The following is a 24,752-nucleotide window of genomic DNA, read 5'->3' as shown; positions in this document are numbered from 1 at the left end:
CTTTCCACCCGTCGGCGGAAAAAGCGATTAGCGCTTCGAGAACTGGAAGCTGCGGCGGGCTTTCGCCTTGCCGTACTTCTTACGCTCGACGGCGCGGCTGTCGCGGGTCAGGAAGCCCGCGGCCTTGACCGTGCTGCGCAGCGCGGGCTCGTAACGGGTCAGCGCCTGCGAGATGCCGTGCAGCACCGCACCCGCCTGGCCCGACAGGCCGCCGCCCTTGACGGTCGCGACGACGTCATATTGGCCAACGCGATCGGTCAGACCGAAGGGCTGATTGATGACGAGGCGCAGCGTCGGACGCGCGAAATAGACTTCCTGGTCGCGGCCGTTGACGGTGATCTTGCCCGAACCGGGCTTGACCCACACGCGGGCGACGGCGTCCTTGCGGCGGCCGGTCGCATAGGCGCGGCCCTGCTTGTCGAGCTGCTGCTCGCGCAGCGGCGCCGACGGCGTTTCCGGGGTCTCGACGCCTTCGACGGCGCCGGCGAGATCCTTGAGATCGGTCATGGTCTGTTCGTCAGCCATTATGCACCCACCTTGTTCTTGCGGTTCATCGACGCGACGTCGATCACTTCGGGGTTCTGCGCGGCGTGCGGATGATCGGTGCCCGCGAAGATGCGCAGGTTGCGCATCTGCTGGCGGCCGAGCGGACCGCGCGGGATCATGCGCTCGACAGCCTTTTCGAGCACGCGCTCGGGGAAGCGGCCTTCGAGAATCTTCTCGGGGCTGGTTTCCTTGATGCCGCCGGCATAGCCGGTGTGCTTGTAATAGCGCTTGTCGGCCATCTTCTTGCCGGTGAACTGCACCTTCTCGGCATTGATGACGATGACGTTGTCGCCGCAGTCGACGTGCGGGGTAAAGCTCGGCTTGTGCTTGCCGCGCAGGATGTTGGCGATGATCGTCGCGACGCGGCCCACGACCAGGCCGTCGGCGTCGATCAGCACCCATTTCTTTTCGACCGTGGCGGCATTGGCCGAAGCGGTCGTCTTGGTCAGCGCCTTCATGGCACGCTCCTTGACAGAGATGGAGTGGGCATGGGGTCGTTACGGCCCGCCGCCCGGAAACAAACCGCGCCGCCTGATCCGAAAGGACGCGGCGGCGCTTCGATGCGGCCCAATGACGATTGGGGCACCGAAAGTCAAGCATGGCGCGCGATTGCTGACGGGTAATATGATACCCTTAACGAGAAGTCAGCGCCCGCACCCGCTCCTCGACCAGCGTTTGCGGGCGCTTGTCCGGCCCGATCGTCCAGCTTTGGCGCTGTTCGCGCAGCACAAGGCCGGAGGCGGCGTCGATTTGCCAGCGCGTCCGGGTTTCGACGGGCGTTCCCCCGATGTCGGCCGTCTCAACCGTGGTCACCGTGCCGACGGGATCGTTCGGCCCCGCGGGCGCGGCCAGCGCGCCATTCGCCGGCGCGACCAGCGCACGGATATCGGCGCTGGCAAGGACGGCACGCTCATCCGGCGACATCGCGCCCAGCATGGCGGCGATCGCCTTTGCCTCGGGCCGGCCGGATTCGGCGGCGAAGGCCTCGGTGCGGTCGATGACCCGGTCCGACAGCGCCTTTGGATCGGCGAGGTCGACCGTGCGCCCGTCGGGCGAAACCAGATAGGCGACGCGTTCCCCGACCAGCGGCTGAAGCACGGCGGTCAGGGCGCGCACGAGTTCGGGCGGAGCATCGGATTCGATCCGTTGCAACGTGGCGTCGAGCCGGTAGCCGCGGCCGAGACGAGTCCATTCGAGCGCATAGACCGACGAAAAGGCGATCATCGCACCCTTGCGCCCCAGCCGCCGCGTCGTCACGCTCCAGGTCAGCGGGGCGCCGAGCGGCGGGGCGAAGCGAACCGACTCTGCCGCTGGGTCCGACGTCGTCGTTGACTCGGCGGCGACGGGAAACGGCAGCCCGAGCAACAGCGCCGCAGCCGCCGGGCGCCACCCCGGCTTCATCCGATGCGCCCGAGCCGGTGCAACGCCGCCGCCGTGGTCGCGACGAGCAGCGCCCCCGTCACCTGATGCAACACCGCAATCCACATCGACACGCCGGTCACCACCGTCGCGATGCCGAGCGTCATTTGCGCCGCGACGACGAGCAGCAGCAGGCGCGCCTCTGTGCGCCCGCCGCGTCGCCACAGCGCGCGCGCGACGAGCAGCATCGCCAGGGCCGCGACCCACGACCACCAGCGATGAAGGAAATGGATGAGGAACGGATCGTTGGTGATCGCTATCCATGCGCCCGACGACCAGTCGATGCCTTCGGGGAAGAGATGGTCGTTCATCAGCGGCCACGTGCTCGCCACATAGCCCGCGTTAAGCCCGGCGGTCCACGCGCCGAGCAACAGCTGGACGACGAGCACCGCGATCACCGCGACCGCGCCGACGGTCAGCCGGGCCGGACGCGCGGCGGGGTCGCGTACGAGCTGCGCCAGGTCGCGCGCGGTCCACACCAGCCCCGCCAGCAGGAACAGCGCGGTGAGCAAATGGGTCGCCAGCCGAAAATGGCTGACGTCGGTCCGCTGGACGAGCCCGGAGGCGACCATCCACCAGCCGATCGCGCCCTGCAGCCCGACGAGCGCGGCGAGCGCGAACAGCCGCCAGCCATAGCCGGCGGGGACGGCGCGGCGAAACGCATACCAGGCCAGCGGCACGAGCAGCGCCAACCCGACCAGCCGACCGAGGATGCGGTGCAGCCACTCCCAAAAGAAGATGCCCTTGAACGCTGCCAGCGACATGCCGACGTTGATTTCCTTATATTCGGGGATCTGCTTGTATTTCTCGAATTCTTCCTGCCACGCCGCGTCGCTCAGCGGGGGCAGGATACCCGACACCGGCTTCCATTCGGTAATCGAAAGTCCCGATTCGGTCAGGCGGGTAATCCCTCCCACCGCGACGATCGCGATCACGAGCAGGGCGACGGCCCACAGCCAGCGCGACAGCGCGGCGGGGCGGGGTTTGGCGGGCGGAGCCTGGGTCATTGCCGCCCTATCGTCGCTTGCCCCGCGATAGGCAAGAGGGCGGTGCGTCCGCCGCGGGTCGACGGACCTGATCCGGGGTTGCGATGGCGTTGGTCGGGCGGCGTGACCGGCGACGGCTGGCTCTGGACGTCACCCCCAAGGAACAGGCCGCGTCCCGCCGCAACCTGGTCGCCTTTCGTGCCCGAAATTCATGGCCGCGACAGGCGGGGCTTGATAAGCCGGCGCCGATGTCGCCGCTCGCCCGCTCCCTGCTCGCCTTCCTGCCGCTCGCCTTCGCCGCGCCCGCCGCCGCCGAGCCGGCCGAAGCCGCGCGGATCGACGCCACCCCGCCGGTCTCGCCCTATCGGACGCTTGCGACCCTCGAAGCCCGTGTGGCCCGGGTCGGCTTTCGCCTGACGACTGCCAACGCCGGCTGGTGCGCGGTACACCAGGCCCAGTTCGGCTGGATCTGGGGCGATCCGCGCCTCTACGACGAAAGGAACCGCGACGCCGCGCGTGCAGCTTATGGCGCGGGGGCCGCCGACCTGCCTTTCCTTGCCGCGGTCGCACCGGGATCGCCCGCCGCGACGGCCGGTCTCCATGTCGGAGATACGATTGCGGCGATCGACGACATGCCCGTCGTCGTGCCCGAACAGGACGAGGATCCTTTCGCCCGCATCGCCGCACTCGAAACGCGCATGGCCGCGGCGCCCATCGGCGGCGCGGTATCGGTGTCGGGTCCTGGGCGCCGGTTCGACCTTCATCCCGTCGCGGGGTGCGTCAGCGATTTTCGTGTCGAGGCCGACGATTCCGAAAGCGGCGGCGCCGACGGCCGGCTCGTGCTGATCAGCGCCGGGCTGGCGGGGTTCGCCGCCGATGACGACGAGCTTGCTGCCGCGGTCGCGCACGAGCTGGCTCACAATATCCTGCGCCACCGCGCGCGGCTCGATGCCGCCGACGTCGATCGCGGCTTGTTCAAAAATTTCGGGCGCAGCGCGCGACTGTTTCGCCAGACCGAGGTCGAGGCCGATCGGCTGTCGGTCTGGCTCATGCAGGGGGCGGGCTATGATCCACAGGCCGCGATCCGCTTCTGGCAAAGGTTCGGCACGCGCAACGGCCCCGTCCTGATCCAGCCGGGCACCCACCCGCGCTGGCGCGACCGGGTGAGCTCCTTCGAGCGGGAGATTGCCGCCATCCAGGCCGCACAGGCCGCCGGAGCCGCGCTCCACCCTCCCCTGATCGACGCCCCCCCACCCTTGGAATAACGACCCCGCGCCCTATTTTGGACACCGGACGATCATTTCGCTGAAGGATGACAGGATGACCCGTGAAACCGCGATCTTCGCCGGTGGCTGCTTTTGGTGCACCGAGGCCGTGTTCCAGTCGCTCGCCGGGGTCGAAAGCGTCGAAAGCGGCTACATCGGCGGGACCGTCGCCGACCCGACCTACCGACAGGTGTGCGGCGGCGATACCGGCCATGCAGAGGCGATTCGCATCACCTATGACCCCGCGGTCATTTCCTATGACGACCTGCTCGACGTCTTTTTCGCGACGCACGATCCGACCCAGCTCAACCGGCAGGGCAACGACATCGGGACGCAGTATCGCAGCGCGATATTTCCGCTCGACGCTGCGCAGTCATCGGCGGCTCGAGCCGGAATCGACCGGGCCCAGCCCGATTGGCCGGCGCCGATCGTGACGAGCATCGAATCCGCGTCGGATTGGTACCCGGCCGAGGATTATCACCAGGCCTATTGGGACGGCGAGGGCCAGCGCAATCCCTATTGCATGGCGGTGATCCCGCCGAAGCTCGCCAAGTTGCGCAAAGGATTTTCGGACCGCCTTCGACAGGGGTGATGCCCGGCCCGCCCGTGTGCAGCGAGTGTGGCAAATTGGCCGCATGACGTCACTTATCCTTGACTTTCCCACGCTTTTCTCTAGCGGACGCCGCCGCGTTGGGGCAGCTTGATCCCCGGAGCAACGTGGGGGTCTTTTATAGCCGTGTTGGCATCCTTGTTCCTGATCGGGGCGACGTTCGCGACGCCGCAGATGTCGGTGCAGGCCGCCAGCCAGATGATCGTGGAGGACGGCGCCGGGGGCATGACCGGCGCGGTCAACCGCATGATCGGTGGCATCATCAGCTATGTCACATGGCCCGACCGCGCGCAGGCGACGCCGCTGACGCTTTGCCGCATCGGGACGCCCCGCCTCGCCGAAAACATCGCCCCGGCCGTCCCCGGCATTCCGTCGATCACCGTTCGGCGGACGACGGCGAGCGACGCGATCGCGAAGGGGGACTGCGACATCCTGTTTCTTGGGCGAATGCCCGTCGCCGACCGGTCGCGCCTGATCGAATGGGTGCACCGCCGCGCCGTCCTGACGCTGACCGACGACGATCCCTCCTGCCTGTACGGCGCCATGTTCTGTCTCGCCGGCGGCCCTGCGGGGCTCAGCTTCGCGGTCAATCTGGACGCCATCGCCCGTGGCCCGCTGCGGGTGGATCCCCGCGTGCTCAAGATCGGCGCGGCGCCATGACCGATCGCAAGCCCCCCCATACCACGCTGCAAAAGCTGCTCTCGCGCTTCCATTTCGGGATCACGCTCTTCGCGGTCGCGCTGTCGGGCCTCACCATCCTGCTCGCCGGGGTCACCGCGCTGCGGGGCTATGCCGACCGCAATCTCGAGCTCGCGGCCCAGCTTGGCGCCTATGGGGTCGAACCCGCGCTGGTGTTCAAGGACCCCCAGGCCGCGCGCGAAGGGCTCGCCGCGCTGACGCGCATGCCGGGCATCGCCCATCTGCGCGTGCTCGACGACCGCGATCGGCTGTTGACCGAATGGCGATCGCCCGAAAGCGATCCCGCGCCGCTGCTGACCCGCATTTTCTTTCCCGAACCCTTCGTTTTGCCCGTCCGGCGCAATGGGTCGCGTATCGGAACCGTCGAGATATGGGGCGATTCCTCGACGTTGATCGACTATGTCCGCATCGGACTGCTCGCCGGCCTGACCTGCCTTATGATCACCGCGCTCGGGACGATCATGCTGGCGCGCCGGTTCGAATATGAGCTCGTAAAGCCGCTGAACGAGATTGCCACCGTGGCGCACGACGTGCGCCTGCACCGCCGGTTCGACAAGCGCGTTCAGGGGTTGGGCATTGCCGAACTCGACCGGCTCGGCAGCGATATCAACGCCCTGCTCGACGAACTGGAAGGCTGGCGGGGCCATATGGAAGACGAGCGCGCAATGCTGGCGCACCAGGCGTCGCACGATACGCTGACGGCCCTGCCGAACCGCGCCGCGTTCGACGAACAACTCGCCGCCCGGATGAAGAGGGCTGCGCACGGAGGCACAGGCTTCGCGCTGCTCTTTATCGACGCCGACAATTTCAAGGCTGCGAACGACGGTTTCGGCCATGCGGCCGGCGACGCGGTTCTGGTCGCGCTTTCGGATCGCATCAAATCGGCGCTGCGCAAGGATGATTTCGCGGCGCGGATCGGCGGCGACGAATTTGTCGTGATTGTCGAACCGGTCGAGGCGCGAAGCGATGCCGACGACCTCGCGGACCGGATCCGGACCGCAGTCGCCGACCCGATCGACCTCCCCGGCGGGGAAAGCTATCGCGCGGCCATCAGCATCGGCGTCGCCGTTTATCCCGACGACGGTGGCGACGGCCAGGCGCTGCTGACAGCCGCCGACGCAGCCATGTACGCCAACAAGCTGTCCCATCGAACCTGACCAGATACGGAGCCCCCCACCGTGACCCGACATACCCCCTTCCCCATCCGGACCGCCCTGATCCTGGCATTCGCCGCGCTGCTGGCCGCGTGCCAGAGCATGCCGCGGCCATCGGGCTTTACGGCGGAACAGGTCGCCGCGCTGAAATCGGAAGGCTTCGTCGAAGGCGCCCCCGACTGGTCGCTGACGCTCAACGAGCGCCTGCTCTTCGGATTCGACCAGAGCACCCTCGCCCCGGCGCAAGAGGAGCGTATCCGCGAGATGGCCAGCCACCTGCTGTCGGTGGGGATCACCACGGCGCGGGTCGAAGGCCATACCGACTCGGTGGGAACCGAAGACTATAATCTGAAATTGTCGCAAGAGCGGGCCGAAACGGTTGCGCGGCCGATGGAGGCGGGCGGCATGCACTTCAGCCCCGACCAGATCGTCGGCCGCGGCGAAGCGGTTCCGATCTCGAGCAACGCGACCGCCGAGGGCCGTCAGGACAACCGCCGGGTGGTCGTCATCGTCACGCCATAATTATCCCCAAGACAATATTCCGGGTCGCATGTTCGCTTGAACGCAAGAGGAAGGAATTTCGTCGCGCAGCGCCGGTCTTTCCATTGATTTCCAAACCATGACCAATAGGACCCCAGTATGAAACCGATCCGCAAAGCCGTGTTCCCCGTCGCCGGGCTCGGCACCCGCTTCCTGCCTGCCACCAAGGCCATTCCCAAGGAAATGTTGCCAATCGTCGACCGCCCGTTGATCCAATATGCGATCGACGAGGCGCGCGAGGCGGGCATCGAACAGATGATTTTCGTCACCGGCCGCGGCAAGAACGCGATCGAGGATCATTTCGATATCGCCTTCGAGCTCGAAAAGACGATGGCCGAACGCGGCAAGGATCTGTCGGTTCTGGAGCCGACCCGCCTTGGCCCCGGTAATTGCGCCTATGTCCGCCAGCAGGAGCCGCTCGGGCTCGGCCATGCGATCTGGTGCGCGCGCGACATCGTGGGCGACGAACCCTTTGCGATCTTCCTGCCCGACGAGTTCATGCACGGCGCGCCCGGTTGCATGAAGCAAATGGTGGATGCCTATGACAAGCTGGGCGGCAACCTGATTTCGGTGCTCGAGATTCCGCAGGACCAGGTTTCGAGCTACGGCGTGATCGCGCCCGGTCGCCGCGACGGCGCCATCACCGAGGTAACCGGTCTGGTCGAAAAGCCGCCCGTCGCCCAAGCGCCGTCGAACCTGATCATCTCGGGCCGCTACATCCTCCAGCCCGAAGTCATGCGGGTGCTCGAAGGACAGGAAAAGGGCGCCGGCGGCGAGATCCAGTTGACCGATGCCATGGCGGCGATGATCGGACAGCAGGCGTTCCATGCTGTCACCTTCGACGGCAAACGCTATGATTGCGGATCGAAGGCCGGATATGTCCAGGCCAATCTGGCACTCGCGCTCGATCGACCGGACCTGGCCGACGCCGTACGCGCTTTCGCGGTCGATCTGCTCAAATAGGCTTGATGCGCGCCGGTCGGAGTCCGGCCGGCGCGCATCCGTTCACTCGCCTTCGATATTGGGCTTCGGATAGGCATCGGCGCCCACGCTGCGGTACAGCCAGCCGCCAAGCGCGCCGCCGATCAGCGGCGCAAGCCAGAACAGCCACAACTGCTTGAACGCGAGCCCTCCGACGACGAGCGCGGGGCCGGTGCTGCGCGCCGGATTGACCGACGTGTTGGTCACCGGGATCGAAATCAGGTGGATCAGCGTCAGCGCGAGCCCGATCGCGATCGGCGCGAATCCCGCCGGCGCGCGGCCATCGGTTGACCCCATGATTACCCACAGGAAGCCGGCGGTCAGCACGATTTCGATGAGCAGTCCCGACCAGATGTCGTAGCCGCCGGGCGATCCTTCGCCGAAACCGTTGGCCGCAAGGCCGTTGGCAATGTCGAAGGCGGGGCTGCCCCTGGCGATGTAATAGAGAAGGAAGGCCGCGACGATCGCGCCGAGCACCTGTGCCACGACGTAGAGCGGGATGTCGCGGGCATCGAAGCGCCCGCCCGCCCACAGCCCGACGGTCACCGCCGGATTGAGGTGGCATCCCGATATATGGCCGATCGCATAGGCCATCGTCAGCACGGTCAGCCCGAACGCCAGCGACACGCCGAGGAGTCCGATCCCGACATCGGGAAAACCCGCCGCGATGACCGCGCTGCCACAGCCCCCGAACACGAGCCAGAACGTGCCGATAAACTCGGCCAATCCCTTTTGCATATTGTTCATATGACCCTCTCCTACCACCGACGGTCACGGGCGCCGCCGGCGCACCGGCCATCCTAGCGCCGGCTTCGCGGGCGGCAAGCGAATTGGGGCGCGACCCCGCGCTCAGGCAGCGGCCACGGTATCGACGAACAACCGCGCGCAGCGATGCAGAGAATCGGCCGTGTCGGCCAGTCCGGACGAAAGCCGCCCCAGTTCCTGCGCGCCGCCGTCGACCGCCGCGGCGCCCGTGCTGATGTCGAGCACCCGCCTGTCGACCTCGCGCCCCGCGGCGACCGCCTGTTCGACATAGCTCGCGATCGTCAGCGTCGTCGTGCGCTGCCCGTCGATCGACCGGTCGACCGTGGCCGAGAATCGGTTGTTGGCGTCGACCGCGCGCTCGATCTCGCGATATCCGTCGGAGACCTCTTCGACCGTTTCGCAGATCTGCCCCACTTCGCGCGCAATATCGTCCGCAGCCGAGCGCGTGCGCGCCGCGAGCGCCTTGACCTCCGACGCGACGACGGCAAACCCGCGCCCCGCCTCTCCGGCATGCGCCGCCTCGATCCCGGCATTGAGCGCCAGCATGTTCGTCCGGCGCGCCATATCGACGATCAGCCCCAGCATCTTTTCGATCGACTGGCTTGCCGCGCGAAGCGCGTGCGCTCGATCGCTGGCGTGGCGGACCTTATCGACCGCTTCAGCCCGAACGGCGCGTGCGCGGGTCCCGTCCTCAACCATACGCGCCATGGCGTCCGCCAAAGCGTGACCGCGCTCGCCCAGTTCGTGCAGCCCGGCCACTGTCTGGGCCGTCGCGCCCGCGACGGACATCGCATCCTCCCCCGTCCGCTGCGCGCGGTCGGACAGCCGGGCGGCGACCGCTTCGACCTCGCGCGCCATATCTGAGAGCGCGGAGGTCAGCGCCGTCATGTCGTCGCGGAATCCCCGGCTCGCCGCGTCGATCCGGGCGGCGCGCGCCACGCCGTCCTGCGCGAGTTCGACCTCGCGGAGCATCGCGAGCCTGGCGAGATGGGCGCTGTCGAGCGCTTCGACGAAACGCCCGTCTTCGACGAGCAGGAGCGCTTCGTGGTCCGCGGCTTCCGCAACGATCTGGAGCAGCCGCGCGGTGGGCTCCGCAACGTCGGCCGTCAGGCACGGCTCGGTCAGCGTCGCGATCGAACCGCCGATCGTCGGGTTCTGCATCAGCGAGAACCAATAGGGACAGAACAGTAAGTCGCGTACGCGCTGTTCGCGAACGATGCCGACCGGGCGATCATCGGCATCGACCACCGCCAGGACCCGCAGCGCCGAATGGGTACGAAAAATGTCGATCACGTCCGCCAAACGGGCGTCGGCGCCGACCCAAGCGGCGGAACCGGATGTCGGGGCGAAGGGAGTGTCTGAAGGTGTCATGCGAGCTCGGGATAAAAGTCGGAGGGGACAAAAATCGCCTAGCCAGTCGGAGTAAACGAGGCTTTAACCAATTATTTCAAAGCGATGACAAAGGCCTCTTTTCCGGACGGATCGTCGCAATCGGCTGTTCATGGGGGGCCGCCTGTGCGAAGACAGGCCGAGGGAGAATGACGATGCGTGCGACGATCCTGATGACGCTGGCGATGCCGATCGTGCTCGGCGGCTGTGTGAGCACGGTGAAAAGCGTGGTCACTGCGCCCGTCAAGGCGGTGGGACAGGTTGCCGACTGGTCGACGACCAGCCAGGACGAAGCCGACCGCAACCGGGGCCGCGAACTGCGCAAGCGCGAGGAACGCGTCGGCAAGCTCCAGCGCCAGCGCGACAAGGCGGCGGAAAAATGCCGCTCGGGCGACCAGGATCAATGCCGCCGCGCCGAAGTGCTCGACCATGAGATCGAAGCGGTGATGGCCGAACCTTACTGACGCCGGCGCATCGGGTGTCGCGGGTCAACGCACCCGCCGTCCCGTCCAGACCACCCGCCCGACGAGTTGCACCGACGCCATCGGCAAGTCGGGATAGCTTGGATATTGGGCATTGTCGCTGAGCACCGAGATCCGCCCCGCCCCCGGCGCCCGCGCGATTCGCTTCACCATCAGCCCATCGTCCATCCGCAGCACATAGATGCCGTCGCGCAGCCGCGCGCCCGAATCGCCGCCGTCGACCAAAATGTCGTCGCCGTCGTTCAGCGTCGGCGCCATCGAATCGCCCTCGACGCGGATGATGCTGAGCGCGCGCGGGTCGGCACCCAGATCGCGCAGCCATTTGGGATCGAACGCGACAGCCCCCTCGACCGGCTCGCCGTCGATGCTGGCGCCCGGACCCGCCGAGGCGCCGACCGCCAATTTCGGCACCAGGATCATGTCGCGGCCGCGCGGACGCGGCGGCGCCGCGACGCGCCGCTCGGGGCCGCCCAACATCGCCTCGGTCACGCCCAGATAGGCGGCGATCCGCGCCCGGTCCTGCTCGGCAAGAGTTCGCGGTGATCCGCGCTTGATATATTGCTGAATATAGGCGGCGTTGCGCCCGATCACGCTCGACAGCCGCGCATAATCGATCCCCTTGTCCTGCAAGAGGCGATCGAGCGTCGCCCGCGGATCGTCAGAAAAGTCGGTCACGGTCGGTCCTTCCTGCTCCCGCATTACCAACAGGATTTTTCCTAGACAAGTAGGAAATCGACATTCAGATAGGAAATATCCTATCGGGCGACTCGCCCACCACTCGCCAACGGGAGAGACTGCCATGGAACGCAGACTGTTGCAGAAGATCGAGAGCTTCCTGAAGGAAACGCGCATGGCGCCGACCGCGTTCGGCCGCGCCGCGGTGCGCGATCCCCGGCTCGTCGCCGATCTGCGCGCCGGACGCGAGCCGGGATCGCGCATAATCTGCCGCGCAGAACATTTCATGAACATCTGGAGCGCCGATCTTCGAGAGGGCCGATTGTGCCGTCAAACGGCTTCGCGGGATGACCGGCGATGACCGCCCAGCCATCCGCGTCGCGGGCCCGGCCGGCCTGCCCGCATCGGCGCCTGCGCCGCCTGCTCGCCCGCGAACTTCCGTCCGGCGTCTCGCTTGGCGCCTCGACCTTGCGCCCGTGGGCGAGCGCCAGCTTCATCGGCGCGCGTCACAGTTTCCTGTGCGGCGTCGGGGCCGGCGATCCGGCGGAACTGCGACGATCGCTCGCGGCGCATCTGGAACGCGTCGAGTGGTGCCTGGCCGGGCATATCGTCGCCGATTTCGCGGTGGAGATCGCCGAGAGCGGCCGATCACTCTGCGTTGAAATGCTGAGCGTCGAGGACTGACGGTCAGCGCGCGGCGTCAGCCCGCGGGCAGGCGATTCATCCGCTGCAACGTGCCGAGAGCGGCTTCGAGCGCGAAATCGACCGGGCCGATACCCGCGTCCGGATCGCTTTCGCGATCGCTGAATTCGGGCATGTCCGAGCTTTGGCGGCGGCGGGCAAGGCCGGCCTCGAGCCGTGCGACCATCGCGCCCAGCGACCGGTCGGCCGGGTCGAGCGGCGGCGGCGATGTCAATTCGGCAGGTTGCAGCCAGGGTTCTTCACCTTCCGCAGGTTCGGCGGGCGCAAGGTCGGCAAGGACCAGCGTATCGTCGTCCTCCGCTTCCGCGTTGTCGAGCGAATCGTCGACCGTCGCCGGGGCTCCAAGCGGTCCCAGCCCCTCGGCGGGAAGGTCGCGGCCGGCGCGGATCGGTGGACGCGGCGGGTCGTCGGGGTGGAAATCCGCCCGGCGACGCGGCAGCGGATCTTCGGTCGCCCCATCGTCATCGGTCGAGGCACGGCGGCGCAGGCGCGGCAGAACCGCGTCGGGCCGCGCCAGCGCGAGCGCGACAAGCCCCGCGATCAGGGCGGCGAAGGCGGCCATGCCGAGCGCCAGCGCGAGCCGCGCACCATTGCCGATGGGCGGCTCGAACAGCGCCGAAAGGCGGTCGAGATAGAGATTCCAGCTGATGCCCGCGATCCAGGCGAGCGGCATTACCGCCGCGAACAGAAAGGTCAGCGCCGCGGCGCCGATAACCGCCGGCAGGGCCGGGCGCAGAGCACGCACCATCGCGATCGCCAAAGCCTTTCCTCCGCTTTTGTTGCCGCGTCTCATATCGTCCCGGTTTCCGTGCATCGCAAGGGTGCTGATGATCGTGCCGTCAGGCCGCGAGCGACGCGGTGCCGCGTCCCAACAGCCGCTGGTAAACGGGTTCGTAACGCAAAATGTTTGACGACCAGTTACGATCGGCCTCGACGAAATCGCGTGCGACCCGGCGGCGCTCGTCCCACATGGCGCGGGCGCCGAGCAGCGATTTCAGCGCCTCGGCAATCGCAACCGGGTCGTCGGGCGCGAACAATGTGCCGGTGACGCCATCCTCGATCAGTTCGCGATGCCCGCCGACGTCCGACGCCGCGACGAGCTTGCCCTGCGCCATCGCCTCGAGCGGCTTGAGCGGGGTGACGAGATCGGTCAACCGCATTTTCTTGCGCGGATAGGCAAGGATATCGACAAGCGAGTAATAGCGTCCGACCGCTTCGTGCGGCACGCGACCGACGAAGTGGATATGCGCCGCCACCGGCGAAGCTGCCGCCTGCGCCTTCAGCGCCGCCTCGCGCGGCCCGCCGCCGACCAGCAGCAATTGCGCATCGCCCTGCGCGGCGACCAGCGCGGGCATCGCCGCGATCAGGTCGTCGATCCCTTCGTAGTCATAGAAGCTGCCGATAAAGCCGATCACCGCCGCGTCATCGGGCAGACCCAGTTCGTGCGCCAACGCCGCGTCGCGCGGCGGCGGGCTTCCGAACAGGTCGAGGTCGACGCCGTTGGGAGAGACGATGATCTTGGCCGGATCGACCCCTCGCGCGATCAGGTCGCCGCGCAGCCCGTCACAGATCACCGCGACGGCATCGGCCGACTTGACCGCGTGGGTTTCGAGTTGCCGGGTGACGAGGTAGCGCGCGCTCTTCTCCCGTCCCGTCCCGTTGCCGACCGCCGCATCCTCCCAGAACGCCCGGATCTCGTAGAGTAAGGGTAGGCCGCGGCGGCGCGCGACGCGCAGCGCCGCGAGCGCGTCGAGCACCGGCGAATGCGCGTGGAGCAGGTCGGGCTTCCATTCCTCGACCAACGCGTCGATGCGCGCAGCGAGTGCCCCGATCTCGCGCCATTCGCGGATCGGCGACGGGGCGGGTGCGATCGGCTCCGTGCGATAGAAAGTCAGGCCGTCGACCGTCTCGACCGCCGGTCCGGGAACCGGATGCCGGATGCCGGTCACGCCCGCCACCTGCCATCCCCTGGCCGCCTGCGCCTTCATCAGCGCACGGGTCCGAAAGGTGTAGCCGCTGTGCGCAGGCAGGCTGTGATCGAGGACGTGCAAGATGCGGGTCATGGGGCGGGTTCCTGCCACACAAGCCTTAACGCGGCGTCAACCCCGAGAGCGTAGAGCCACCGCGACAGACCCTTGTGGTCGCAGGTAAAGCTAGGCATTCCGTCCTTCATGGTCGACAATTTTTCCATTGGCCTGACTCATGCGCTGATGGCGGTCGCGCTCTGGCGCCTGCTCTACCGCGACGACCTCGATCATGAAGTAAGCCCGCGCAAGCTCTGGCAGCAGCGGCGCGACGCCGAAGCGGCGAAGGAGCGCGGCGACGATGCGTGACCTTGCGTTCGTAGCGTTTCTGTTCGCTTTCATCGGGGTCGGCTTTCGCAAGCCGTTCCTGTTCATCCTCTGCTATTGCTATATCGACATCGTCGCGCCGCAGCGCCTCAGCTATTTCCTGATCAATTCGATTCCGATCTCGCTGATCGTGTTCGGCCTGGCGATCCTCGGCTGGTTCGTCGCCGACGACAAGAGCGATACGCGCTGGTCGGGGCGTCAGACGCTGATGGTGTTGCTTCTCATCTATTGCGGCATCACGACGATGCAGGCCGATTTCCCGGTCCAGGCGCTCGTCAAATGGGATTGGGTGTGGAAGGCGCTCGTCTGGGCGATCTTCCTGCCGCTCACCCTGCGCACCAAATTGCGGATCGAATCGTTGATCCTGATCATGCTCCTGTCGGCGGCAGCAATCGCGATCGCGGGCGGGATCAAGACCGCGGCGGGCGGCAGCGGCTACGGCTCGCTCCAATTGCTGCTGGCGGAAAATTTCGGGCTCTACGAAGGATCGATCATGTCGACCGTGGGGATTGCGATCATTCCGCTCATCCTCTGGTATCGCAACCACGGCACCATATTCCCGCCCGACTGGCGCGTTTCGCTCTTTTGCTTCGCGCTGTGCTTCGCCTGCATGTTGCTGCCGGTCGGGACCGAGGCGCGCACCGGTCTCGTATGCCTCGCGGTGCTGGCGGTGCTTTCGCTCCGCGCGGTCCAGCACCGTTTTCTCTACATGATCGGCGCGGGGCTGCTTGCGGTCGCCTCGATCCCCTTCCTGCCGCAGAGCTTCACCGAGCGGATGGAGACGATCGAGGGGTATAAGGCCGACCAGTCGGCGTCGACCCGGGTCGCGGTCTGGAAGTGGACGTGGGACTATGCGAAAGAGCATCCGTTCGGTGGCGGCTTCGAGGCCTATATCCAGAACCATGTCGTCGTCGAAAAGGCGGCGTCGGCCTATGATCCCGACAAGCCGCAAGAATCCGAACCGACCATATATGAGGAACATTCGCGCGCCTATCATTCGAGCTATTTCGAAATGCTCGGCGAACAGGGCTATCCCGGCCTCGCCCTCTGGCTGTTGCTTCAGGCGGTCGGGCTCGTCCAGATGGAGCGGGTGCGCCGCCGTTATCTGAAGACGCGGCGCGGCGAGGAGCAATGGATTGCGCCGCTCGCCACGGCGCTTCAGCATGGTCACATCGTCTATCTGATCGGATCGCTGTTCGTGGGCATCGCCTTCCAGCCCTTCATCTACATGATGCTGGCGCTCGAAATCGGCCTGACCACCTATTGCCGCAGGCGCGAACGCCAGGCCGGCTGGCGGCCGCTGACCGCACGGCCGGCGCAGGTTCCCCCGCGGCATCCCTCGATCCCGGCCGCTCGCTGAGCTTCGCCGCGCCATCAGGCTCTAAGGAACCATCGGCGGGTCCGGACGCTATTGGGGCATGCCCGCCCGCCTGATCCATGTCGACGACAGCCTGCCGGGCATCGGCCGCGAACGGGTCGGGGATCGCTGGCGCTACCGCGATGCGAAGGGCCGGGTGATCCGCGACAAGGAGGAAATCGCGCGCCTTGATGCGATCGCCCTGCCCCCCGCCTATGAAGACGCCTGGTTCTGTCCCGCCCCCAACGGCCACATACTCGCCACCGGCCATGATGCGCGCGGGCGCAAGCAATATCGCTATCATCCCGATTTCCGGGCCGCGCAGGACGCCGACAAATACGACCGCTGCGCCGCGTTCGGCCACGCGTTACCGCTGCTGCGAGCTCGCCTTGCCGACGATCTGAAGCGCCGGACGCTGTGCGCGGAGCGCGTCGTTGCCGCCGTCGTCAGGCTGCTCGACCTCGCCGCGCTGCGTGTCGGGAACGAACAATATGTCGCCGCGAACAAGAGCTTCGGCGCGACGACGCTGCGCCGGCGTCACGCGAAGCTGACGGGTCAGCGCCTGCGCCTCGCCTATCGTTCAAAGGGCGGCGCACGGCGCGAAGTGACGATCAACGATCGCAGTCTCGCGACGCTCGTCCGCCGGCTCCAGGACCTGCCGGGCCAGCATCTGTTCCAGTATGAGGACGACGATGGCGTGTGCGCGGTCGCGTCCGACGACGTCAACGCCTACATCCGCGAAGCGATGGGCGGGGACTTCAGCGCCAAGCATTTCCGGACTTGGTCGGCCAGCGTCGAGGCCTATGGCTTCCTGTACGACGCCGGAGAGCCGCCGACGCTGAAGCGCCTGCTCGCGCATGTCGCGGACCGGCTCGGCAATACACCCGCCGTGGCGCGCCGCGCCTATGTCCATCCGGCCATGATCGCCGCAGCGCAGGCGCGCGCCGATTTCGCCGCCGCGGTGGGATCTCTGCCGCGCGCGACGAAATATCTTTCGCGTTACGAACGCGGCTTTTTGACCTATCTGGAGCAGGCGCCCGACGCTGCGGCGCTGCTCCGTTCCGCCTGATCCAGCAACCAGACAAGAGGATAGACGTGATTTTTTCCATCCTGGCCTCCGCAACGACCGCCGCGCCGAAGACCGAACGGGCGAGCGACCCGCTTGCCGATCTGCGATACTGGTGGGAGAGCAGCGTCGCCTGGGTGAACAGCCATTGGCTCCAGATCGGCATCGCGATCGCCGCCGGCCTGATCATCTATTTCCTGCTGTCGCTCGTGCGGACCTTCGCGCTCAAACGCGCGCAGGCGGCGCCGGGTCATTTCACCCTGACCGACATCGTCGGCCGGGTGATCTACAAGACCAAATCGATCGTCCTCGCCCTGATTTCGATCCGCCTCGTCGCGGGCTATGCCCAGCCGCCGGCGATGGTGATGCAGACGATCCAGTTCCTCTTCACCGTCGCGGTGGTGCTCCAGGTCGCCATATGGGCGCGCGAGATCGTCGTCGGACTGATCCAGCGCCGCGCCGCCGACGGGCACAACGAGACGCTGACCAATGCGATGGGGATCATCCGCCTGCTCATCAGCATCGCGTTGTTCGCGGTCGCGGCCGTGGTCATCCTGGACAATATGGGGGTCAATGTCACCGGCCTGATCGCCGGGCTCGGGATCGGCGGTATCGCCATAGGCCTGGCGGCGCAGGGCATTTTTTCGGACCTTTTCGCTTCACTCTCGATCATCTTCGATCGTCCGTTCCGTGTCGGCGAGGCGATCAAGTACGACAACAGTGTCGCCACGGTCGAGCGTATCGGCCTGAAGAGCACGCATCTGCGCTCGGTCAACGGCGAGTTGCTGATCATTTCCAACACCAACCTGCTGTCGAAGGAGATCACCAACTACGCGCATCTCGACCGCCGCCGCGTCCAGTTCGCGATCGGGGTTATCTATCAGACGACGCCCGCGATGCTGCGCGCGCTTCCCGACCTGCTGAAGACGCAGGTCGAGGCCGAGGGGCACAGCTTCATCCGGTCCAGCTTCATCGGCTTTGGCGGGTCGAGCCTCGATTTCGAGCTCGTCGCCGACATATTGAGTGCCGATTACAGCGAAGTCATTGCCGCGCGCACCGCGATCGGCATCCGCGTCTTCGACGAAATGACGAAGGCGGGCTACGACTTCGCCTATCCGACCCAGACGACCTTCACCGCAGCGCCCGACGGAACGATGATTCTGCCCTATGCCGAAAGCGTGACGATGAAGACGCCGAAGCCCGCGGCGGGGTGACGCTACGGCGGCGGGGTCGCACGGCTTGGGCCTTGTGCAACCCCGCGCAACCGGCCTAGAACGCGCCCCGCAAACCAGTTGAGGGGATGAAAAATGGCCGCGATTCCGCCGCAGGAAATGAAAGACCTCGTCGGCAAGCCGCTCGGCACGTCCGAATGGGTGCTCGTCGATCAGGACATGATCAACAAATTCGCCGACGCGACCGGCGACCATCAATTCATCCACATCGACGAGGAAAAGGCGAAGTTGACCCCGTTCGGCGGCACGATCGCGCACGGCTTCCTGACGCTGTCGCTCTTTCCGCTGCTGATGGCCAAATCGGACTGCCCGCGCCCCGCGGGTGTCAAGATGGGCGTCAACTACGGCGGCAACAAGGTCCGCTTCCTCGCCCCCGTCCGCTCGGGCAAGCGCGTGCGCGGCCATTTCAAATTGCTCGAGCTCGACGAGAAGCGTCCGGGCCAATGGCAGCAGACGCTCGAATTCACCGTCGAGATCGAAGGCGAGGAAAAGCCTGCGCTGATGGCCGAATGGATCAGCCAGTTCTTCGTCTGACGACATTATCAAGGGTAGCCGGCTGACCTCCCCCGAAAAGACACCGGAACCAAAGAGAAGGACCTACATCATGCGTGACGCCGTCATCGTTTCCACCGCCCGCACCCCGCTGACCAAGGCGGGGCGCGGTTCGTTCAACAACACCCCCTCGCCGACGCTTGGCGCCTGGTCGGTGAAGGCCGCGGTCGAGCGCGCCGGCCTCGAAGGCGGAGAGATCGACGATGTCGTCTTCGGCGCCGCGATGCAGCAGGGATCGCAGTCGCCGAACGTCGCGCGCCTGATCGGCCTGCGCGCCGGCCTGCCCGTCACCGTCCCCGGCATGTCGATCGACCGCCAATGCTCGTCGGGCCTGATGACGATAGCGACGGCGGCGAAGCAGATCATCGTCGACCGCCAGGATATCTGCGTGGCGGGCGGCGTCGAGTCGATCTCGAAGGTCAGCGGCAGCGGCAAGGTGTTCATCGAGCCCGACGCCGAACTGCTCGCGATGCACAAGGACACCTATATGCCGATGATCGGCACCGCAGAGGTCGTCGCGAAGCGTTACAATATTGCCCGCGAATATCAGGACGAATATTCGCTCCAGTCGCAGCAGCGCACCGCCGCGGCGCAGGCGGCCGGAAAATATGACGACGAGATCGTCGCGTGCCAGGCGACGATGGCGATCGTCGACAAGGAGACCAAGGAGGTCAGCTTCAAGGACGTCGTCGCCGACAAGGACGAGTGCAACCGTCCCGACACGACGCTCGAAGGGCTCGCGAGCCTGAAGCCGGTGATGGGCGAAGGCCACACCATCACCGCGGGCAACGCCAGCCAGCTGTCGGACGGTTCGTCCGCATGCGTCGTGATGGAGGCGAAAGTCGCGGAGAAACGGGGCTTGCAGCCCCTGGGACGCTATGTCGGCATGGCGGTAGCGGGCACCGAGCCCGACGAAATGGGCATCGGCCCGGTGTTCGCGATCCCCAAGCTGCTCGAACGCTTCGACCTCAAGATGGACGACATCGGCCTGTGGGAACTCAACGAAGCGTTCGCGGTGCAGGTTCTCTACTGCCGCGACAAGCTGGGCATCCCGAACGAACTGCTCAACGTCAACGGCGGCTCGATCTCGATCGGCCATCCGTTCGGCATGACCGGCGCGCGCTGCACCGGCCACGCGCTGATCGAGGGCAAGCGCCGTGGCGCCAAATATGTCGTCGTCACCATGTGCATCGGCGGCGGCCAGGGCGCGGCGGGCCTGTTCGAGGTCTTCTGATTTGCGCCTGAACGCCCCGCGTATCGAGCCGGTCGCCCTCGACCGGCTCGATGCCGACCAGCGTGCCGCGCTGGCGCCGTTCCTCGACACCGACGGCGGCAGGGTCGGCGGCGGGCGGGTGCTCAACATCTTTCGCACGCTCGCCCACGCGCCAAGGGCGCTCACCGCCTTCCTCGGCTGGGGCAGCTATATCCTGTCGAAGCGCAACACGTTGAGCGCGCGCGATCGCGAACTGGTGATCCTGCGGACCGGCTACATGTGCCGGTCCGGGTATGAGTGGACACAGCACAAGCGTATCGGACTCGAATGCGAGCTGACCGAAACCGAGATCGAACGGATCAAGGCGGGACCCGACTCCGACGGCTGGAGCGCGATCGACCGCGCGATGCTGCGCGCGGTCGACGAACTTGTCGCCGATCATTTCGTCACCGATGCGACCTGGGCCGCGCTTGCGCCGCTGGGTGACAAGGGCCGCATGGACCTGGTGTTCACCGTCGGTCAGTACACGCAGGTTTCGATGATATTGAACAGCTTCGGCGTCCAGGTCGAAGCGGGGTGGGAGGTCGATCGCGACCTGAAAGCCTGAATCGAAAAGGGAGAGCCAGAGATGAGTGCCATCGGTATAATCGCGACATTGCGCGTCCAGCCCGGCAAGGAGGCCGAATTCGAGGGTGTTTTCGCCCAGCTCGCCCCGGCCGTGCACGCCAACGAGCCCGGCAACAGCTATTACCGGCTGTTCAAGACAGCCGAGGCCAGGGTCTACAAGGTTCTCGAATGCTATGACGACGAAGCGGCGACCGAAGCGCATCGCGCGTCGGACCATTTCCGCACGCTCGGCGCCCAGCTCGGCCCCTGCCTCGCCGGCGCGCCGGAGATCGAGCGATTGACCGCGGCCTGAACCGGTGGTCGGACGGCTAGCCGGCAAGACCGCGATCGTCGTCGGGGCGGGGCAGCAGCCCGGCGACACGATCGGCAACGGCCGCGCGATCGCACTGACCTTCGCGCGCGAAGGCGCGGACGTGCTGTGCGTCGACCGGCTCGCCGACCGCGCCGAAGAGACCGCGTCGATGATCGCTGCAGAGGGTGGCCGCGCCGCCGCCCACGCTGCCGACATCACGCGGCTTCCCGACATCGAGGCGCTCGTCGCGGCGGCACTCTTGCGCTGGGACCGGATCGACATTCTGGTCAACAATGTCGGGATCGGGTCGCCCGGCGACGGCCCCGCGCACAAGGCGACCGACGAAGCGTTCGACCGCGTCTTCGATATCAACTTCACCGGCGCACGGCGGTTGACGCGCGCCGTGCTGGCCCCGATGCGCGCGGCGGAGAGCGGGGTCATCGTCAACATCTCGTCGCTCGCAGCGATCGCCGGCGCCAACATGATCGCCTATGAAATTTCCAAGGCGGCGCTCAACCGGCTGACCACCGCCACCGCGCAGGGATCGGCTTCGAAAGGCGTACGCTGCAACGCCATCCTGCCCGGGCTGATGGATACGCCGATGGCGATCGGCGGCACGGCCGCGCGCGATGGCCGCAGCCTGGAAGATCAGCGCGCCGCGCGCGCCGCGATGGTTCCGCTGAAGGGCGGCATGGGCAGCGCGTGGGACACCGCCAAGGCCGCGCTCTTCCTCGCGTCCGACGAGGCGCGCTTCATCACGGGCGTGTTGTTGCCCGTCGACGGCGGCGCCAGCGTGCGCGTCGGTTAGGGTTCGCGCGCCTCAGGGTCATCCGACTTCGGCAATCTCTCCCGACCGGTCGCCGAGCAGATAGCGTGGCCCCGCCCCCCGTTGCGCCGCCTTGTCCTCGCGGTTGTAAAGACCGCATTTCTTCAGCGACAGGCAGCCGCAGCCGATGCACTGATCGAGGAGCTCGCGCGTGCGTTGCAGCGACGCGATCCGCGCATCGATCCGCGCGCGCAGGTCGGTGCTGATCCGCGTCCAGTCGGCGGCGTTCGGCGTCCGTCCGGCGGGCAGCCGCCCGAGTTCGGCGACAATTTCCTCCAGACTGAGGCCCAGTTGCTGTGCGATCAGGATAAACGACACGCGGCGAATGTCGGCGCGCAGGAAGCGCCGCTGGCCGCCGCGCGTGCGCAGCGCCTCGACGAGCCCTTTCGCCTCGTAAAAGCGGATCGCCGACACCGCGACCCCGGTGCGCGCCGCCAGCTCGCCGATCGCGATCAGGTCGGTTCGGTGCATGGTATGATCTCCCGTCCTTGCGCGGAGCGAAGCGGCGCGGCGACCGGCTCTCGACGAGCATCGGTTCGGCCGCCGGGGTGGGTTCGCTCCGCCCCCAGGACTGGCCCTTCCGAAATCGCCGCGTCATTCCTCCTTGATCTAAACCTTACTTCAGCTTTCATAAAGGGCGGCGTCAACCCGAATCAGGAGCGAACCCGCGTGACGTCCCCCTTTATCGAGCATGTGAACCTGACCGTCAGCGATCCCGACCGGACCGCCGGCATATTGTCGGCGATCTTCGGCTGGCACGAGCGCTGGCGCGGCCCGGCCCGCGACGGCGGCCGGGTGATCCACCTCGGCAGCGACACCGCCTATGTCGCGCTTTACGCCGGACCCGACAGCGGGCGCGACGGCACGCCCTGGCCCAAGGGCGAACCACTCAACCATGTCGGCGTACAGGTCGACGACCTCGACACGATCGAAATGCGCGTCAAGGCGGTGGGGCTGGCTCCGTTCAACCACGCCGATTACGAACCCGGCCGCCGCTTCTATTTCTTCGATCCCGACGGCATCGAATATGAGGTGGTGAGCTATTCCGAACCGCGGCGGCGCTGAGGCCGTGCAACATTGGTAGCCCTCCCGCGTTGGTCAGGCAGACCCGATCACACAGGAGATTGTCCGATGAGCGACGACATCAAGACCCGTTTCTGGAAAGAATTGGCCGACCATGCGACCCTGATGGTCGCAATCGAGGGCGCACACCAGCATGCGATCCCGATGATGGCGCAGCTCGACAAGGACAATCGGGGCTATTTCTATTTCTTCCACAGCACGCGCGGCCGGCTTGCCCGTGGCGGACGTGCAATGGCGCAATATGTTGCGAAGGGTCACGACCTCTTTGCCTGTATTTCGGGGACGCTGACCCCGGTGACCGACCGCGCGCTGGTCGATCGCTATTGGTCGAATCCGGTCGAGGCGTGGTACGAAGGCGGCAAGGACGATCCCGATCTGCTGATGCTGCGCTTCGACCTCGACGATGCCGAAATCTGGACCGCCGACGTCGGCGTAAAAGGTCTGTTCAAGCTGATGACCGGAACGACGATGAAGGAAGGCGATGCCGGCCGCCACGCGGAAGTGGCGCTCTGACGTCCACACTGGACAGCCTTCACCATAGCACCGATAAGGCGTGTATGGGGGCGCTGGCGCGACATTTTTCCTGGCATGGCAGGACCAGCAGAGCCGAATACCGGCGCTGGCTATGGGCGATAATTCCCATCGAAACGGTCATTTTGGTTATGACGTCCCTATATGGGGAAAATGGAACAATCCATTTTCCGACATCGCCAGTTGGCCTTGTCCTTTTCGTCCTGTGCTTTGCGTTCGTCATGGGTGTATTACTTATTACCGCTCGCCGATTTCGTTCGGCGGGATTGTCTCGCGGTTGGCTGGTGCCGACCCTTTTTTCGATCAATATCCCCGTCGGTGCCTATTATTGGAATGTATCGGCGACGGTAATGCTGTTGGCGATTTTTGCAGGCGCAGCGGTTCCTGACGTCCCCGAAAGCCAGCGCACCTACTGAATCGGTGGCGGTCCCACCATGCCGTCGCGAAACTCGAACCCGTCCTCGCGGTCGCGCGCCAGCAGCGCGGGGCCGTCGAGGTCGACCCAGCGTGCGCGCTGCGCCAGCACGAAGGCGGGCGCGATCGCGAGGCTGGTCGACAGCATGCAACCGACCATGATCGCGAGCCCCGCGGCATCGGCCGCGTCGGCGAGCCGCAGCGCCTCGGTCAGCCCGCCCGCCTTGTCGAGCTTGATATTCACCCCGTCGTAAAAGGCGCCGATCCGCGCGACATCGGCGGCGGTATGACAGCTTTCGTCGGCAACGAACGGGATCGGGGCATAGACCCCGTCGAGCAGCGCGTCAGTGCCCACCGGCACCGGCTGCTCGATCATTTCGACGCCCAGCTCGGCGAACGCCTCGGCCTCGGTTAGCAGGTCGACCTGTCCCCAGCTTTCGTTGGCATCGACGATCAGCCGGGCGTCGGGCGCGCCCTTGCGCACCGCAGTGATGCGCAACCGGTCGTCGATCCCGGTCAGCTTGACTTTGAGCAGGCGATAGCCGTCGGCGGCGGCGGTCGCCGCCTGTTCGGCCATCGCGCCCGGTGTGCCGAGCGAGATGGTATAGGCGGTCAGGCGCGCAGTGGGTGCGCCGTCGCAGCCGACGAGCTGCCACAAGCGCAGCCCGCGCTGCTTCGCCTCGAGATCCCACAGCGCGCAGTCGAGCGCGTTTCGCGCCGCGCCGGGACCGAGCAATTCCTGCACCGCCGCCCGCGCGTCGGCGGCATCCATCGCCGCAATATAGGGGACCGTCGTCAACAGCGCGTCGCGGCACGCCGCGGCATCCTCGCCCAGATAATAGACGGGCGTGCCTTCGCCGCGTCCCACGGTGCCTTCGCCCTCGATTTCGGCGACGACGACGTCGACATGATCGGCCGCGCCGCGGCTGATGACGAATTGCCCCGCGACCGGCCAGCGTTCGACGCGTGCGCTTTTCAGTTGGATAGCCATGCAA

Annotated in this window: 32 protein-coding genes; 21 read left to right on the top strand and 11 right to left on the bottom strand. The window is 66.5% G+C overall.

Translation table 11 applies throughout. From position 1 onward, the window contains the following. Positions 1-27: 27 nt before the first annotated feature. From rpsI to AC58D2_RS02120, 4 genes are all read right to left on the bottom strand, one after another. Entirely contained in the window at positions 28-525 is a 498-nt protein-coding gene (gene rpsI, locus AC58D2_RS02135; RefSeq protein WP_497386887.1) for a 30S ribosomal protein S9, read from the bottom strand. Continuing rightward, complete coding sequence (rplM, locus tag AC58D2_RS02130; protein ID WP_497386885.1) at positions 525-1,004, bottom strand: 50S ribosomal protein L13; 480 nt, start codon at positions 1,002-1,004, stop codon at positions 525-527. Before rplM ends, rpsI begins: the two co-directional genes overlap by 1 nt. Positions 1,005-1,179: 175 nt before the next feature. Continuing rightward, complete coding sequence (locus AC58D2_RS02125; protein WP_497386883.1) at positions 1,180-1,947, bottom strand: hypothetical protein; 768 nt, start codon at positions 1,945-1,947, stop codon at positions 1,180-1,182. After that, the gene (locus AC58D2_RS02120; protein ID WP_497386881.1) at positions 1,944-2,972 is read right to left on the bottom strand and encodes a COX15/CtaA family protein; all 1,029 of its coding nucleotides are present in this window, start codon (positions 2,970-2,972) and stop codon (positions 1,944-1,946) included. Before AC58D2_RS02120 ends, AC58D2_RS02125 begins: the two co-directional genes overlap by 4 nt. A gap of 227 nt (positions 2,973-3,199) precedes the next feature. Here AC58D2_RS02120 and AC58D2_RS02115 point away from each other — a divergent pair, with 227 nt between their 5' ends. The 6 genes from AC58D2_RS02115 to galU all read left to right on the top strand — a co-directional run bounded on the left by AC58D2_RS02115 (position 3,200) and on the right by galU (position 8,182). Next, complete coding sequence (locus AC58D2_RS02115; protein ID WP_497386879.1) at positions 3,200-4,216, top strand: M48 family metallopeptidase; 1,017 nt, start codon at positions 3,200-3,202, stop codon at positions 4,214-4,216. 55 nt (positions 4,217-4,271) lie between these two features. Next, positions 4,272-4,808 carry a peptide-methionine (S)-S-oxide reductase MsrA gene (gene msrA, locus AC58D2_RS02110; RefSeq protein WP_497386877.1) on the top strand — a complete coding sequence of 179 codons (537 nt, stop codon included), beginning with the start codon at positions 4,272-4,274 and terminating at the stop codon, positions 4,806-4,808. A 144-nt stretch (positions 4,809-4,952) separates the two neighbouring features. Then, positions 4,953-5,486: a regulatory sequestration protein YfiR gene (gene yfiR, locus AC58D2_RS02105; protein ID WP_497386875.1), complete on the top strand. Its 534-nt coding sequence runs from the start codon at positions 4,953-4,955 to the stop codon at positions 5,484-5,486. Then, positions 5,483-6,682 carry a diguanylate cyclase DgcN/YfiN gene (gene dgcN, locus AC58D2_RS02100; protein ID WP_497386873.1) on the top strand — a complete coding sequence of 400 codons (1,200 nt, stop codon included), beginning with the start codon at positions 5,483-5,485 and terminating at the stop codon, positions 6,680-6,682. The genes yfiR and dgcN overlap by 4 nt, the downstream gene beginning before the upstream one ends. Positions 6,683-6,703: 21 nt before the next feature. Continuing rightward, positions 6,704-7,201 (top strand): outer membrane lipoprotein YfiB, encoded by a 498-nt coding sequence (gene yfiB, locus AC58D2_RS02095; RefSeq protein WP_497386871.1) that lies wholly within the window; start codon positions 6,704-6,706, stop codon positions 7,199-7,201. 117 nt (positions 7,202-7,318) lie between these two features. Next, complete coding sequence (gene galU / locus AC58D2_RS02090) at positions 7,319-8,182, top strand: UTP--glucose-1-phosphate uridylyltransferase GalU (protein WP_497386869.1); 864 nt, start codon at positions 7,319-7,321, stop codon at positions 8,180-8,182. A 42-nt stretch (positions 8,183-8,224) separates the two neighbouring features. Here the strand turns inward: galU and aqpZ are convergent, their stop codons facing one another. Together aqpZ and AC58D2_RS02080 are read right to left on the bottom strand one after the other, a co-directional pair. Continuing rightward, entirely contained in the window at positions 8,225-8,947 is a 723-nt protein-coding gene (aqpZ, locus tag AC58D2_RS02085; protein WP_497386867.1) for an aquaporin Z, read from the bottom strand. Between the two features lie 102 nt (positions 8,948-9,049). Next, positions 9,050-10,336: a methyl-accepting chemotaxis protein gene (locus AC58D2_RS02080; RefSeq protein ID WP_497386865.1), complete on the bottom strand. Its 1,287-nt coding sequence runs from the start codon at positions 10,334-10,336 to the stop codon at positions 9,050-9,052. Positions 10,337-10,509: 173 nt separating this feature from the next. Here AC58D2_RS02080 and AC58D2_RS02075 point away from each other — a divergent pair, with 173 nt between their 5' ends. Further along, positions 10,510-10,818 (top strand): hypothetical protein, encoded by a 309-nt coding sequence (locus AC58D2_RS02075; protein WP_497386863.1) that lies wholly within the window; start codon positions 10,510-10,512, stop codon positions 10,816-10,818. 24 nt (positions 10,819-10,842) lie between these two features. Here the strand turns inward: AC58D2_RS02075 and AC58D2_RS02070 are convergent, their stop codons facing one another. Next, complete coding sequence (locus tag AC58D2_RS02070; protein WP_497386861.1) at positions 10,843-11,535, bottom strand: S24 family peptidase; 693 nt, start codon at positions 11,533-11,535, stop codon at positions 10,843-10,845. Positions 11,536-11,635: 100 nt separating this feature from the next. On the opposite strand from AC58D2_RS02070, the gene AC58D2_RS02065 reads away from it, so the two are divergent. Together AC58D2_RS02065 and AC58D2_RS02060 are read left to right on the top strand one after the other, a co-directional pair. After that, positions 11,636-11,872 (top strand): hypothetical protein, encoded by a 237-nt coding sequence (locus AC58D2_RS02065; RefSeq protein ID WP_497386859.1) that lies wholly within the window; start codon positions 11,636-11,638, stop codon positions 11,870-11,872. Beyond that, on the top strand, positions 11,869-12,195 hold the full coding sequence (locus tag AC58D2_RS02060; RefSeq protein ID WP_497386857.1) for a hypothetical protein: 327 nt from the start codon (positions 11,869-11,871) through the stop codon (positions 12,193-12,195). The genes AC58D2_RS02065 and AC58D2_RS02060 overlap by 4 nt, the downstream gene beginning before the upstream one ends. A gap of 16 nt (positions 12,196-12,211) precedes the next feature. Here AC58D2_RS02060 and AC58D2_RS02055 read toward each other — a convergent pair whose 3' ends face one another. Beyond that, the gene (locus AC58D2_RS02055) at positions 12,212-13,006 is read right to left on the bottom strand and encodes a hypothetical protein (RefSeq protein ID WP_497386855.1); all 795 of its coding nucleotides are present in this window, start codon (positions 13,004-13,006) and stop codon (positions 12,212-12,214) included. A gap of 46 nt (positions 13,007-13,052) precedes the next feature. Beyond that, the gene (locus tag AC58D2_RS02050) at positions 13,053-14,276 is read right to left on the bottom strand and encodes a TIGR04063 family PEP-CTERM/XrtA system glycosyltransferase (RefSeq protein WP_497386853.1); all 1,224 of its coding nucleotides are present in this window, start codon (positions 14,274-14,276) and stop codon (positions 13,053-13,055) included. A 108-nt stretch (positions 14,277-14,384) separates the two neighbouring features. On the opposite strand from AC58D2_RS02050, the gene AC58D2_RS02045 reads away from it, so the two are divergent. From AC58D2_RS02045 to AC58D2_RS02005, 9 genes are all read left to right on the top strand, one after another. Further along, the gene (locus tag AC58D2_RS02045) at positions 14,385-14,546 is read left to right on the top strand and encodes a hypothetical protein (protein WP_497386851.1); all 162 of its coding nucleotides are present in this window, start codon (positions 14,385-14,387) and stop codon (positions 14,544-14,546) included. Beyond that, positions 14,539-15,924, top strand: coding sequence for a putative O-glycosylation ligase, exosortase A system-associated (locus tag AC58D2_RS02040; RefSeq protein WP_497386849.1), 1,386 nt, complete (start codon positions 14,539-14,541; stop codon positions 15,922-15,924). The genes AC58D2_RS02045 and AC58D2_RS02040 overlap by 8 nt, the downstream gene beginning before the upstream one ends. Positions 15,925-15,982: 58 nt before the next feature. Beyond that, on the top strand, positions 15,983-16,990 hold the full coding sequence (locus AC58D2_RS02035) for a DNA topoisomerase IB (protein WP_497386847.1): 1,008 nt from the start codon (positions 15,983-15,985) through the stop codon (positions 16,988-16,990). Between the two features lie 26 nt (positions 16,991-17,016). Beyond that, positions 17,017-18,201 carry a mechanosensitive ion channel family protein gene (locus tag AC58D2_RS02030; protein ID WP_497386845.1) on the top strand — a complete coding sequence of 395 codons (1,185 nt, stop codon included), beginning with the start codon at positions 17,017-17,019 and terminating at the stop codon, positions 18,199-18,201. Between the two features lie 93 nt (positions 18,202-18,294). After that, the gene (locus AC58D2_RS02025; RefSeq protein WP_497386843.1) at positions 18,295-18,753 is read left to right on the top strand and encodes a MaoC family dehydratase; all 459 of its coding nucleotides are present in this window, start codon (positions 18,295-18,297) and stop codon (positions 18,751-18,753) included. A gap of 70 nt (positions 18,754-18,823) precedes the next feature. Continuing rightward, the gene (locus tag AC58D2_RS02020) at positions 18,824-20,005 is read left to right on the top strand and encodes an acetyl-CoA C-acyltransferase (RefSeq protein ID WP_497386841.1); all 1,182 of its coding nucleotides are present in this window, start codon (positions 18,824-18,826) and stop codon (positions 20,003-20,005) included. 1 nt (position 20,006) lies between these two features. Further along, positions 20,007-20,591, top strand: a complete 585-nt coding sequence (locus AC58D2_RS02015) for a carboxymuconolactone decarboxylase family protein (RefSeq protein WP_497386839.1) — start codon at positions 20,007-20,009, stop codon at positions 20,589-20,591. Positions 20,592-20,612: 21 nt separating this feature from the next. Beyond that, positions 20,613-20,903: a putative quinol monooxygenase gene (locus tag AC58D2_RS02010; RefSeq protein WP_497386837.1), complete on the top strand. Its 291-nt coding sequence runs from the start codon at positions 20,613-20,615 to the stop codon at positions 20,901-20,903. 4 nt (positions 20,904-20,907) lie between these two features. Beyond that, complete coding sequence (locus AC58D2_RS02005; RefSeq protein ID WP_497386835.1) at positions 20,908-21,711, top strand: SDR family NAD(P)-dependent oxidoreductase; 804 nt, start codon at positions 20,908-20,910, stop codon at positions 21,709-21,711. A gap of 18 nt (positions 21,712-21,729) precedes the next feature. Here AC58D2_RS02005 and soxR read toward each other — a convergent pair whose 3' ends face one another. Next, positions 21,730-22,200: a redox-sensitive transcriptional activator SoxR gene (gene soxR / locus AC58D2_RS02000; protein WP_497386833.1), complete on the bottom strand. Its 471-nt coding sequence runs from the start codon at positions 22,198-22,200 to the stop codon at positions 21,730-21,732. A 198-nt stretch (positions 22,201-22,398) separates the two neighbouring features. Between soxR and AC58D2_RS01995 the strand changes: the two genes are divergently transcribed. The 3 genes from AC58D2_RS01995 to AC58D2_RS01985 all read left to right on the top strand — a co-directional run bounded on the left by AC58D2_RS01995 (position 22,399) and on the right by AC58D2_RS01985 (position 23,759). Next, positions 22,399-22,794, top strand: a complete 396-nt coding sequence (locus AC58D2_RS01995; protein ID WP_497386831.1) for a VOC family protein — start codon at positions 22,399-22,401, stop codon at positions 22,792-22,794. Between the two features lie 66 nt (positions 22,795-22,860). Next, on the top strand, positions 22,861-23,325 hold the full coding sequence (locus tag AC58D2_RS01990) for a pyridoxamine 5'-phosphate oxidase family protein (protein ID WP_497386829.1): 465 nt from the start codon (positions 22,861-22,863) through the stop codon (positions 23,323-23,325). Positions 23,326-23,369: 44 nt separating this feature from the next. Further along, the gene (locus AC58D2_RS01985) at positions 23,370-23,759 is read left to right on the top strand and encodes a DUF805 domain-containing protein (protein ID WP_497386827.1); all 390 of its coding nucleotides are present in this window, start codon (positions 23,370-23,372) and stop codon (positions 23,757-23,759) included. On the opposite strand, the gene AC58D2_RS01980 is transcribed toward AC58D2_RS01985, so the two are convergent. Further along, the gene (locus tag AC58D2_RS01980) at positions 23,753-24,748 is read right to left on the bottom strand and encodes a dipeptide epimerase (protein WP_497386825.1); all 996 of its coding nucleotides are present in this window, start codon (positions 24,746-24,748) and stop codon (positions 23,753-23,755) included. The genes AC58D2_RS01985 and AC58D2_RS01980 overlap by 7 nt on opposite strands. Between the last annotated feature and the right edge of the window lie 4 nt (positions 24,749-24,752).

The organism is Sphingopyxis sp. CR5, from assembly GCF_059693785.1.
This window is presented reverse-complemented; position numbering and strand designations above follow the sequence as displayed.